This is a genomic window from Shimazuella sp. NTD248, assembly GCF_059510395.1.
Genome location: NZ_JCAJZT010000017.1, coordinates 1 through 12,064 on the forward strand (window position 1 = coordinate 1; position 12,064 = coordinate 12,064).

The following is a 12,064-nucleotide window of genomic DNA, read 5'->3' on the forward strand; positions in this document are numbered from 1 at the left end:
ACCCAGTTTATATGGGGCTATAGCTCAGCTGGGAGAGCGCCTGCCTTGCAAGCAGGAGGTCAGCGGTTCGATCCCGCTTAGCTCCACCACAACAACCTTTCTTATTTGGAAGGGTTTTTTATTTTCTCTAATTCTTCTTTAGCAAGTTGGTGATTATAGGATTGCTCAAGACAAGTTTCAAGTGCAAGAGTAGCTTTTTCTATTTGACCTAATTGGATATAACATTTACCTATATAGTACCATGCTTGGAAGCTGCCAGCCCCTTTTAAAGTGAGATGATGATGGTTATCTTCTCCTAAAAAAAGACAATGCTGAAATACTTTGATAGCCTCTTCATATTCATTTTGCCCAATAAAGATTAATCCTTTGTATAAATGAAGATCGACATAATCAGGATAAAGGGCAATAGCTTTATCAATAGCAGGCCAAGCACCTTCAAAGCTATTAAGTGTGATGAGAATTTCATACTTTAACTTGTATAAAAGTGATGGTGGTGTTTGTTGTATGTGAATAAACTTTAAAATAGCTTCATTCACATATTGAAATGCTTTTTCATGTTTTTGTTTACGATAGTATTCATTTGCTAGATGGTAATCAATCCAAGGATCTGTACTGCCTTCTTGTTTCATTTTTTCTAATATTTGGATGTTTCTTTTGTGTTTGTCCCTTTTGATGGTGACGTCATTTAAATATCCATAGTGATAAACCTTTACTGGTAAAGTAATGATATCATCGACAGCTCCTAAGACTTCCTGTACATTTAGTTGCTCATGAATTCGATTTTTAAATCGAAAGCCCATGTGATTACGAAATAATCGATGATGGTTTACCAAATATGCATGATCTGGATGAATTGGATAGGAGCCGTAGTAGTTTATTAATTGAATACCAGCTATATGTTCTTCTGTTAGGCTTAACACATCACGCAATTTTGTTGCGTTCTCTTTCTCCACTTCTTCATCTGCATCCAACCAAAAAACCCAATCCCCTTTCGCGTGATCCAAACCGTAATTTCTTGCAACTGCAAAGTTATCTTCCCAATCCCTGTGTAAAACGATTGCCCCTGCTGATTTACAGATTTCTACTGTAGCATCAGTGGAACCTGTATCAACAATAATCATTTCATCAACAATGTCTTTTACACTATGAAGACAGTTACCGATAAACGTCTCTTCATTTTGGACAATCATACAAAGAGATAGGAGTTTTTTATCTTTCATTGATCTTCCTCCGACCTTTCTGTACTCCAGATAGAAAAAGTGTATATCCTTTCATTACCTTTTTTGATCGATTCCTGTTGTCTCTCAGGATTTCTTTTAGATCTGCAAAACAGTCCATTGGATTTTGTGGGGATTGGCGGTTTAGGGTAGATTTGTCGGCAGACCAAAGAGCCTTTCTAGCAGTATATATGTGATAAAGTTTGCTCGAAGTAAGAGCTGCTTTTTTTACAAAGGAAGCAGAATAAGACTGATCCTTTTGTTTGAAAGCTGTTAGTAACAGTTGATAAGCAAGAACAAATTGGTAAATTGCTGACTTCCATTGTTGATAAGCATCTATGTATAAAGAACGAGAATGTTGGGGGAGATGTTTCATGTTCATCCTGCTTCTCTCCTTTTTGAAATCATAGATCAATCGTAATCGATACAATGGATAACGTTTTCAAACTTTCTAAGCAACAGCCATTCCTTCATCACGATTGCATCAATTAACTTTAAAACTTCATTGTTAAACATATTTATCTCTACATTAGAGGGACATGTCGGAAAGTCTAGATTTTTTCCAACAAATGCTTGTACCTTTTCAGCTTCTGCATGAATCAAATGTGCCAATGCTATTTCTTCTAAAGCAATAGATTCTAATAAATCGATGATTACTTCAGAAAAGGATGGACGGTTCTTCCCATCAGGCATTTGGGGGATACTCATGATCTTCCTTCCTTTCCAAATACTTAATTACTCTTATGGATATGATCAAATCATTGATAATAGAATCGGATGGGATTTTTTTAGGGGACAAACAACCATAGTATGAATGGAGAATATATTGACTTATATCCTAATTCTAAAAAGGAAGTGAAGAAATGTCTCAAGCGAATATACCTAATATCACACCGATTATTAGCATCACTCCAGGGCAGACAGTATCACTATTATTGTCATCGATTGCTTTAGAGGAGTTAGCTCTTGCTCATCTGATCAATGCAGAAGCAGAAAAAATACAGTTTGTTTTAGGGTCTTTGGAAACCGCTAATGATTGCCCAGATAAGGTATCTATCAAGGATTTATTGCTTCTTAATGAAAATGTACGCAGTGTTCTGCAAGATGTAATAAAAAAAGAGATGTTGCTTCAATTTAAATTTGAAAACATATTGGAATTGATAAATCAAACCGAAACTGAAGAGGACTAATCTCAAAAGTGGAGTGTCCTTTGCGTTTGGAGGGAAGGCACGGAAGACATACATCAAGCGACTTGCCCATCGTTCCAATTGGTTCATAGGGCATCCTCTAATTGAATGAACAACGTAATGGTGAAATGGAGGCATAAGACTTTGAAGGTTGCTATTTTAACCATGTTCAATGGTTTAAATAACACATATTCACTGGTCAATATTGTAGCTGAACAACTTCGAATGCTGCTTGATGCAAAGGTAAAAATCAAATTGCTTGTCAGTGAGCACTGTCCTGATCACGAGCGATACGGTGTTTATTTGGATAAGAGGATAGAATGGATAAAAATTGCGAATCAGATTGATGGGGAAGTTATCCATTGGAAAGACTACTCTCAGCCTACAGGGAAAGTTCACGAAAGTTTTTTTGCAGAAGCAGATAGGATAGCAGATGATCTGGTAGAGAAATTGTCAGATGTGGATGTTTGTCTGATGCATGATATCCATTATCAAGGATGGCATCTTGTCCATAATGTTGCGGTTCGAAAAGCACAGCAGCAGTTGCCAAATTTAAGATTTCTAGCCTTTACTCATTCTGCACCTGTCAATCGTCCATTAAATATGGAATGGCCGTTTTCAGCACGCTATACTCCTATGCCAAGTACTATTTATGTATATCCAACTTACTCGGGGATACCTGCCCTGGCAAGGCAGTATGATGTTCCAGAAGGGAAGTGTCAGGTAGTAAACAATAGCCTTGATCTTCCAGGCTTTTTAAGTGATGAAGTCAGAACGGTAATAAAAAAAATAGATATACTTTCATCTGATTTTCTTGTTATTTATCCAGGTCGTTTAACACCAGCAAAAAAATTTGAAAAAGTGGCCTCTTTATGTGGTGCTATCAAAAAAGGGAGCGAAAAAAATGTAAAAGTTGTATTTTGTGATTTTTCCAGTAAGGACATTGATCCAAAGACGTATAAGTCACTAGTTCTGCTTGAAGGATGTGAAGCAGGGCTCGATCTCAGAGATATGATTTTTACATCTGATATCGGATTTGAAAGTGGTTTTCCAAGAAAAGCAGTGATGGAGCTTTTTTCATTAGCAAATCTATTTATTTGTCCCTCGCTTTCGGAATCATTTGGTCTAACGGTATTAGAAGCAGCCAGTAAGGGAAATTTTATTATTGTGAATGAAGCAGTGCCAGCTCTTGAAGAATTAGGAAAAAAATTAAATGCATTTTTTATGAGATGGGATGCACGCAACTTTGGTTTTGATACTTCTGAGACCTACCATCCAACTGAGAATGCATATTTAGAACACAATGCAACAAAAATTGTCAACTTGATGAGAGAGAATGCGGTTATACACGCCAAAACTTTGAGCAGACAGAGATATAGTCCTCAATGGGTTTGGAACAATCAGTTGGAGCCACTTTTAAAAATGACATTATGACAAGACAGAGTTTTTAACAGGGATGATTGTCGTTCCATTTAAAATATGCAGTTAAAAAAGGCAACCGATATGGTCGCCTGTAGCGTAATAAAGAGCTCTATTAAAAATTAGGGGCAATTAGTTACAGATAGTTCATGATTCCCGAGTTTTGATATAGTTGCGAAAAATAAACTTCCATTGCTTCCTGTAATTAACAATGAAATACGCTTATTATTTGTTATACCGTTCAAATCGAGAGTATAGGTCACAGGATTAGGACCAAATAAAGCAGTATTGGTGGTATTGCCTTCGCCTGTTATGGTCACAATTTGATTTTTGCAATGTGGGACATGAAAGGTAGTTGCTGTGAATCGGAAAGCACGTAATGTTGCTGTCCCTCCATAGTCAAATATAAACTGATTATTTGATATGCAGTCTAAACATATATGACCACAGAAATTCACTGAGCCGTGTGCATTTGTCGGTTGCGTCACTCCGTTAAATACAACAGTTGTGTCATTTGCTCCTGTACCTCTTTTAATATTAAAGTTATCATCTGCTGGATTCGTCACCATGCATCCGCATGATGTAGTTGTAGTTGTCGTAGAAGTAGTGGATGTAGTAGTTGTTGTTTTCGTCGTAGTAGTAGTTGTGGTTGTCGATGATGTTGTAGTGGTAGTTGTTGTCGATGATGTTGTTTTGAGTTGTAAAATATTTTCTAATTTAAATTGAAGCAGCATTTCTTTTTTTATTACATCCTGCAATGTTTTACGGACATCTGTGTTTATTGTCAGGAGATCGGAAATAGTTATATGTGGAGGATTGATCGTATTTTTTGTTCCAGGCAAGGTGCCTAAAACAAATTGTATTTTTTCTGCCTCAGCGTTCATGATATGCGCTAAAGCCAGCTCTTCTAATGCAATGGAACTAAGTAATAATGAAATAGAATCATTTTCAGATAATGAAATTTTCGGCGTGATGTTGGGTATATTTGGGAAGCTCAATTGCTCACCTTCTTCATGATTTTGTCATTATAGTAAATGCAATACAGGAGTATTTGACTGGACTTTTCTCCTTAAGCTTGTTGGTCTAATGAAGAATTTGTAAGTGCTTTAATTGTCAGAAGGAAAAGCAAATGTATGGATATTTCTTCTTGTTTATTTCCTGAATAAAGTTAACTCCTTTTATCATATATATATTTGAGGTAGCTATGGTGATTGGGGGAATGACATGAGGAAGCGCATATTAATAGGGACTCCTGTCCATCAACAACCTGAAATTTTACAAGAATATCTGCTCTCTCTCACAGAACTAAATAGAGAAGATCTAAGCGTAGAATATCGATTTGTAGATGATAATGTGTCTGAAAAATCAAGTAAATTACTTTCCGATTTTGCAAAAAAGCACGAAAAGGTTGTTATTGACAAATACTTAGGTGAAAAAGAATCCTATCATTGTGATGAGTACACGCATTATTGGAGAGAAGCACAGATTTGGAAAGTAGCAGAGATGAAAGACCAGATGATTGATTATGCAAAGGAAAACGATTTTGATTATCTTTTTCTCATAGATTCTGATTTGGTGTTGCATCCTTATACACTGAAGCAACTCATAGAAGCAGAGAAAAATATCGTTTCGAATATTTTTTGGACGAAATGGCAGCCGACGGCATCTGAACTGCCACAAGTATGGCTACAGGATCATTATACACTCTATACGAAACATCGAAACGAGACACTGACAGAGGAGGAGATTGGACAGAGAACTCATTCTTTTTTGGAGAAGTTACGGCAGCCAGGAACATATGAAGTTGGGGGACTTGGAGCCTGTACCTTGATTTCGAAAAAGGCACTTGCTGCCGGAGTGAAATTTGCAGAAATCTCCAATCTTTCTTATTGGGGAGAGGATCGGCATTTTTCGATCCGTGCGGCTGCTCTCGGATTTTTATTACATGTAGATACCCATTACCCAGCTTATCATATTTATCGGTCTTCTGATTTGAAAGGATTACCTGCCTATAAAAGAAGGTGTCGTATTTCCATGAACCAAGATGAGGGGATAACTATCAGTCTTTGTATGATTGTAAAAAACGAGGAGGATGTACTAGAGAGATGTTTGTCTTCTATTCAAACAATAGTGGATGAGCTTATTATTGTAGACACAGGATCGACAGATCAAACAAAAGAAATAGCAGCAAAGTTTGGTGCAAAAGTTTATGAGTTTGAGTGGATCGATGATTTTTCTGCAGCTCGTAATTACGCCTTTAGTCTTGCGACGAAGGAATATATTCTTTGGCTTGATGCAGACGATTTTTTGAAAGAAAATGATCAAGCTTCTTTACTGTCTCTTAAGAAAACACTTGACCCAGGAATTGATAGTGTATCGATGCATTATCATCTTTCATTTGATGAAGAAGGAAATGTAACGCATAGTTTAAGGCGGAATCGACTAGTACGAAGAGCTTGCAACTTTCTTTGGATTGGATTTGTGCATGAGTATCTGGAAGTAGGAGGAAATGTTTTACATAGTGATATTGCGATCACGCATAAAAAAGACAAAGCATACACAGACCGTAACTTGCAAATTTATCGGAATCATCAGCGTTTAGGAGCTGTATTTTCTGTTCGGGATTTGTATTACTTCGCCAATGAATTGAGAGATAATGCTTTTTATGAAGAAGCTGTCACTTATTATGAGAAATTTCTTTTTACCAAGCAGGGTTGGGTGGAAGATAATATAGCTGCTTGTTTAAAACTTGCTGACTGTTATCATCACTTATGTGAGTTTGATTCAGAACAACAAGCTATACTGAGAACCTTTCATTTTGATAGACCAAGGGCAGAAGCTTGTTGCCGACTCGGAGCTTTATTTTTAGAGCAAAATCAATTAGATCAAGCAGTATTTTGGTATGAATTAGCTACTAATTTACAAAAACCGTACGAAATAATGGGCTCCCTAGATCATGCTTCTTGGAGTTGGCTTCCTCACTTACAGTTATGCCTGTGTTATGACAAACTTGGAAATAAAGAAAAGGCTGTTCATCACAATGAGCAAGCTTATTCGCTAAACCCTAACCATCCAAGTATATTACATAATAAAAAATATTTCGCGCAAAGAGCAGAAAGTTAGAGGAGTGACCAAATGAAAGTTATTTATCCTCCGACTATTCATTGGGAAGGCAGCCTTGTTTTTCAACGTCCGCAGCAATTGATGAAAGCTTTTGCAAAATTAGGTCACCGAGCAGTTTTTATGGAATATGGCCGATATGATGGAGCAGTTTATTATCGAGATGGTGTTGAAATTTGTGATTGTCGTTCTATTCTTCCAAAGGCAGAGGAATCAACTGTGCTATGGGTAACTCATCCACCTTACTATCGAATGAAAGATACATTCCATGCAGATTTAGTCGTTTTTGATTATATAGATGAAGCGGCAGAAGAATTTGCTGTTTGGAATAATCCAGACTTGCAAAACGCAATGGAGGCAGCGGATGTTATCACAGTTGTAAGCCAGCGTTTATATCATATCGTAAAGCAACTTTTTCCGGAAAAACCTCTTATCCTGATGCCAAATGCTGCTGATTTTGAACATTTTTGTGATGCAAAAAAGATGGCGTCACCATTGGAATTGCTGCATATTCCTAAACCTATTTTAGGTTTTATGGGGTCTATCGCGTCTTGGATTGATGTTTCGATTATGAAGGAAGTAGCAAAACAACGCCCCGATTGGTCGATTGTCCTTTTAGGAAATGATTATGTAGGTGTAGAACTCATTTTTGCAGATTGTCCAAATGTCTTTTTCTTAGGCAGGAAACTGTATCACGAACTGCCTTCTTATGTTGGGCAGTTTGCGGTTGGTTTGGTACCTTTTCAGGTTCGCGATATGACACATAGTAGCTCACCCATCAAAATGTATGAGTATTTAGCAGCAGGAGTTCCTGTTATATCTACTCCTATTCAAGAAGCGATTGATTGTCCTTATGTTGCGACAGGAGCTACTGCAACAGAATGGGTAGAGGAAATAGAGCGTATTATCATGGAAAATCCAGAAGAACTTCAATGTTTTGCTCTACAGGAATCATGGGAGGCAAGAGTGAAACAAATAGAACCGATACTTTCAGACTTAGCTAAACACAAGGAAATAAAAAAGGTAGAGCGTCGAGAAACATTCCCGCCAACAACATCAACATACTGGGATATTCGCTTTTTGACTGATTGGGAAAATTTAGGTGGAAGGAATCAAACATCTTTCTTTGCAAATGTAATCGTTGATTATCTTCCGGAAAATATAAAAAAGGAAATGCAAAACTCATCTTATCAGCTCTGTGATGTGGGCTGTGCGCTTGGTGATGCGATAACGGTATATACCAAAGCTTTCCCATTTTCAACGATAGAAGGAATCGATTTTTCGAGAGATGCTGTTAACAAAGCACATCTTTCTTACCCTGAATATTCGTTTCGAGTAGAAAGTATAGATAGTATAACGAATGATTATGATATCATTTTCTGTTCCAATGTCTTAGCTCTTTATACAGATCCAATTGCCTCATTGGCGCAATTGATGCAAAAAACAAAGCATTACGTTGTATTATTACTGCCATATCAAGTCGAACAGAAAACACAAGAAAATCAAGCAATTTTTACGTTTAATTCGTTTCCTGAGTCAGTCGGTCCATTCCAGCTTGTTGCCTTAGAAGAAATAGATTGTGGTAAAATCCCACAATCCTATTGTCAAACCAAACAGGTTTTAGTTGTCTATAAAAAGTAAGGAGTGTATAACTTGCAACAACCTCCACCAAATAGTGAAGATTACTGGGATATGTTATTTACACACACTTGGGAAGCACGCCGTGGCCGTGATCAAACGATTTTTTTTGCTAATGTGGCACTGGATCATTTACCAACTTGGTTTAAAGAAGAGATTCATGCTCACTCTTATAGCATGTGTGACGCAGGTTGTGCATTAGGTGATGGAGTGGATGTTTTAGCAAAGGCATTTCCTGCTACAGAAGTTACAGGAATTGATTTTTCTGAGGAGGCAATCAATAAAGCCAAGCAATATTACCCTTCTTATACATTTGCAGTAGCAGATGTCCTACAAATGACCGATCAATTCGATATTATTTTCTCCTCTAATACATTGGAACATTTTCATGATCCTTTCCCTATCTTGGATAAATTATTACAACAATCCAATAAGTATTTAGTATTACTGCTTCCTTTTCAAGACGATACAGGCACTTATGAACATTTTTTTCGCTTCGATTATGAGCATTTCCCAGAGAAAATAGAAGATTTTCGTTTGACCTTTTTAAAAGAGATCGATTGTCGCCTCATTGCCAATACGTATTGGGATGCCAAACAAATATTGGTGATTTATAAAAAGGAGGAAGGGAATGTGTGGCATGACATCTAAAATAACCCTTTCTATGATTGTGAAAAATGAAGCTGGCCGTTATCTTCGACAAGTTTTAAAAAGTCATCTTGCTTACATTGATGAAGCTGTAATCATAGATGATGGAAGTACAGACGATACAGTAGATGTTTGCAAAGAAATACTTCATGATATCCCTTTGCATCTTATTCAAAATGAAACCTCTCAGTTTGCAAACGAAGTTGCTCTTCGCAAACAACAATGGGAGGAAACAGTAAAAACAAATCCTGAATGGATTTTAAATTTGGATGCAGATGAAATGCTGGAAGAAAAATTTGTACACCAAGTTGAAGATATACACCAACAACAAAAATATGATGCTATCTACTTTCGACTGTATGACATGTGGAATGAAACCCATTATCGAGAAGATAATTTTTGGAAAGCGCATCAATTTTACCGTCCATTTATGATTCGTTACCGTGATGACTTGGAGTATACATGGAAGGAAACGGCCCAGCATTGCGGGCGTTTTCCCATAGAGGTCTACCAATTTTCCTATTTTTGCCACCCCGCACGTATGAAACATCTAGGATGGGCATCCCCCAAAGATCGCAAGAAAAAGTTTGACCGCTATATGGAATTAGATCCAGAGGGGAAATTTGGTTGGAAGGAGCAATATGATTCCATTTTGGATGAACATCCTCACTTGATACCGTGGGAGGCATAAAGCCATGTTGGTAAAAGATATTGAAAAAGTTATCCAACTTTCTACGCAATCGGCTTTGGGATACGGAGGAATGGCTTTAAGCAGGCGAGCAATCATTCATCTTTGCCGGCGACTTGAATTTAAAGATGAGCCTTATCACATTTTAGAGCTTGGAGGGGGACAGTCCACTTTATTTTGGCGGGAGTTACTGGATAGTGAATTATTACCTCTTCGTGTCACCACTTTGGAGCATCATCATGAGTGGGCGAAAGTATTAAGTAATCGAGTAGATTCCAATCATATAAAGGTATTTCCGCAAACGTTAAAGCAACTATCTGATCAGGAATGGGAAAATATATTTTCTGCTCAGAATCAGTCTCTTGCTCTTTGGAAGTCCTCTGGTAAACCTGTATCTGCACAAGACTATGATTTATTTACTATTCGTAATACTTTCTATGCAGAAGTTGGCGATTTGCCATTAAAAGAAAAATCAATCGATGTCATGATAGTGGACGGTCCGCATGGAAATGGTCGTTCTCTTGCTTATCCTTTATTCCGCAATGTCTTAAAACCAAATGCACTTATCTTAGTTGATGATTTTGACCATTATCCTTTCCTTCAAGACCTACAGAGAGTGTTTTTTTATGAGGAGATTTATAGAGAAATATTAGGTCAAGAGCGATGGACTTTGGTTCAAATACAAGAGGAAAAATAGGAGGTGTGATATGAGTAAATATGATTCTCGGTTTTTTGTTCATACAGATGAGAAAACAGATATTTCACTTTTAAAGCTGCCTCTTGATTGGTGGAGTCGTTTTTATGAGTATGAATGGGCAAGTGAGTTTGTAAGCAAAGATGATGTAGTTCTGGATGCAGCTTGTGGTGTGTGTCATCCTTTTAAATTTTATTTAACGGATAAATGTCAAGCGGTTTATGCCTGTGATCTTGATTCTAGAATATTAGATCCTGAAGCCATAATACAAGATATTAAGGCATTTCTTGGTGCAGATGTAGCTGCTCAATTGGATAAGTCCTATATAAATAAAGTAGATTTCTCTATAGCGAATTTAAGTGCATTGCCATATGAAAACAACAAATTTGACAAAATATTTTGCATTTCTGTTTTAGAACATATGGATCAAACCTCTCTATTTGGAGCTTTTCAAGAATTTAATCGAGTGTTAAAAGACGATGGTTTGCTAGTTCTAACTTTTGATTATCCAGATATCCAATTTAATATCTTAGAAGAAGCGATAAGACAATCAAATTTAACTTTCTATGGAGATGTCTCATTTGAACTTCCAGAAGACGCACTTTACTCCCGCTTTCACCCTCCTACTCTTTATTGTTTTCGTTCTGTATTGAAGAAAAGATAATAATAGTTTCGCTTCACTTTTCCTTACTATATTTTCAAACCGTGGAGAACAAGAAAATTTAATTGAGAAGAATAGAGAAAGCGTCGCTGAGCTCATATCACTTACGCTAATTTCCTTATAATTACATCTCGGACAACAAATAAAACATATGACTATTTCCTTCGATATTAGTAGCTATTTTCGTTCTTGTGAATAGAATAGATAAGTATGCTTGGAAAAATGCTGTCGGTGAAGGCAGTGCTCATTGAAGAGAAGAAAGGAGACAGTTATTTGCCTTATAAATGGGATGCCATCGAAAAAAATAGGGTTATTGGTGTTATTAATCCTTTAGATATAACCATTCTCCAAGTAACCGGTGAAACCGGAGCAACTGGCGCAACCGGAGCAACTGGCGCAACCGGAGCAACTGGAGCAACTGGCGATACAGGGGCGACTGGAAGTGCTGGAGCGACCGGAAGTACCGGAGCGACCGGAAGTACCGGAGCGACCGGAAGTACCGGAGTGACGGGAGAAACGGGGGTGACTGGAAGTACTGGAGCCACGGGAAGTACCGGAGCGACCGGAAGTATCGGAGTGACGGGAGAAACGGGGGCGACGGGAAGTACTGGAGCCACGGGAAGTACCGGAGCGACCGGAAGTATCGGAGTGACGGGAGAAACGGGGGCGACGGGAGGAACCGGAGCCACGGGAAGTACTGGAGCCGTAGGAGGAACCGGAGCCACGGGAAGTACCGGGGCGACTGGAAGTACTGGAGCAACGGGAGCCACGGGAGGAACCGGAGCCACGGGA

The 12,064-nt window shown here is 37.9% G+C and carries 13 protein-coding genes and 1 tRNA gene; 10 read left to right on the forward strand and 4 right to left on the reverse strand.

Annotation, left to right across the window (positions count from 1 at the left end; translation table 11 throughout):
- Window positions 1-13: 13 nt before the first annotated feature.
- Window positions 14-89: transfer RNA gene (locus AC5WOE_RS19710), tRNA-Ala, on the forward strand.
- A gap of 12 nt (window positions 90-101) precedes the next feature.
- Here AC5WOE_RS19710 and AC5WOE_RS19715 read toward each other — a convergent pair.
- The 3 genes from AC5WOE_RS19715 to AC5WOE_RS19725 are packed head-to-tail and all read right to left on the reverse strand — an operon-like array spanning window position 102 to window position 1,925.
- The gene (locus tag AC5WOE_RS19715; protein WP_496051548.1) at window positions 102-1,220 is read right to left on the reverse strand and encodes a glycosyltransferase; all 1,119 of its coding nucleotides are present in this window, start codon (window positions 1,218-1,220) and stop codon (window positions 102-104) included.
- Window positions 1,210-1,599 carry a hypothetical protein gene (locus AC5WOE_RS19720; RefSeq protein WP_496053324.1) on the reverse strand — a complete coding sequence of 130 codons (390 nt, stop codon included), beginning with the start codon at window positions 1,597-1,599 and terminating at the stop codon, window positions 1,210-1,212. Before AC5WOE_RS19720 ends, AC5WOE_RS19715 begins: the two co-directional genes overlap by 11 nt.
- A gap of 29 nt (window positions 1,600-1,628) precedes the next feature.
- Window positions 1,629-1,925 (reverse strand): alpha-helical endospore appendage domain-containing protein, encoded by a 297-nt coding sequence (locus AC5WOE_RS19725; protein WP_496051550.1) that lies wholly within the window; start codon window positions 1,923-1,925, stop codon window positions 1,629-1,631.
- Between the two features lie 155 nt (window positions 1,926-2,080).
- Here AC5WOE_RS19725 and AC5WOE_RS19730 point away from each other — a divergent pair, with 155 nt between their 5' ends.
- Window positions 2,081-2,407: an alpha-helical endospore appendage domain-containing protein gene (locus AC5WOE_RS19730; protein ID WP_496051551.1), complete on the forward strand. Its 327-nt coding sequence runs from the start codon at window positions 2,081-2,083 to the stop codon at window positions 2,405-2,407.
- Between the two features lie 141 nt (window positions 2,408-2,548).
- Window positions 2,549-3,838, forward strand: coding sequence for a glycosyltransferase (locus tag AC5WOE_RS19735; protein WP_496051552.1), 1,290 nt, complete (start codon window positions 2,549-2,551; stop codon window positions 3,836-3,838).
- 107 nt (window positions 3,839-3,945) lie between these two features.
- Here the strand turns inward: AC5WOE_RS19735 and AC5WOE_RS19740 are convergent, their stop codons facing one another.
- The gene (locus AC5WOE_RS19740; RefSeq protein WP_496051553.1) at window positions 3,946-4,821 is read right to left on the reverse strand and encodes an alpha-helical endospore appendage domain-containing protein; all 876 of its coding nucleotides are present in this window, start codon (window positions 4,819-4,821) and stop codon (window positions 3,946-3,948) included.
- Window positions 4,822-5,047: 226 nt separating this feature from the next.
- On the opposite strand from AC5WOE_RS19740, the gene AC5WOE_RS19745 reads away from it, so the two are divergent.
- From AC5WOE_RS19745 to AC5WOE_RS19775, 7 genes are all read left to right on the forward strand, one after another.
- A complete protein-coding gene (locus tag AC5WOE_RS19745; protein ID WP_496051554.1) occupies window positions 5,048-6,946 on the forward strand; it encodes a glycosyltransferase in 1,899 nt (632 codons plus the stop codon).
- A 12-nt stretch (window positions 6,947-6,958) separates the two neighbouring features.
- Window positions 6,959-8,584 (forward strand): glycosyltransferase, encoded by a 1,626-nt coding sequence (locus AC5WOE_RS19750; protein ID WP_496051555.1) that lies wholly within the window; start codon window positions 6,959-6,961, stop codon window positions 8,582-8,584.
- Window positions 8,585-8,596: 12 nt separating this feature from the next.
- Window positions 8,597-9,232, forward strand: a complete 636-nt coding sequence (locus tag AC5WOE_RS19755; protein WP_496051556.1) for a class I SAM-dependent methyltransferase — start codon at window positions 8,597-8,599, stop codon at window positions 9,230-9,232.
- Complete coding sequence (locus AC5WOE_RS19760; RefSeq protein ID WP_496051557.1) at window positions 9,213-9,920, forward strand: glycosyltransferase; 708 nt, start codon at window positions 9,213-9,215, stop codon at window positions 9,918-9,920. Before AC5WOE_RS19755 ends, AC5WOE_RS19760 begins: the two co-directional genes overlap by 20 nt.
- Window positions 9,921-9,924: 4 nt before the next feature.
- Window positions 9,925-10,614, forward strand: a complete 690-nt coding sequence (locus AC5WOE_RS19765; protein WP_496051558.1) for a class I SAM-dependent methyltransferase — start codon at window positions 9,925-9,927, stop codon at window positions 10,612-10,614.
- A gap of 10 nt (window positions 10,615-10,624) precedes the next feature.
- A complete protein-coding gene (locus tag AC5WOE_RS19770; RefSeq protein ID WP_496051559.1) occupies window positions 10,625-11,275 on the forward strand; it encodes a class I SAM-dependent methyltransferase in 651 nt (216 codons plus the stop codon).
- Between the two features lie 207 nt (window positions 11,276-11,482).
- Window positions 11,483-12,064: hypothetical protein (locus AC5WOE_RS19775; RefSeq protein WP_496051560.1), on the forward strand; the 582-nt coding region annotated here is incomplete at its 3' end.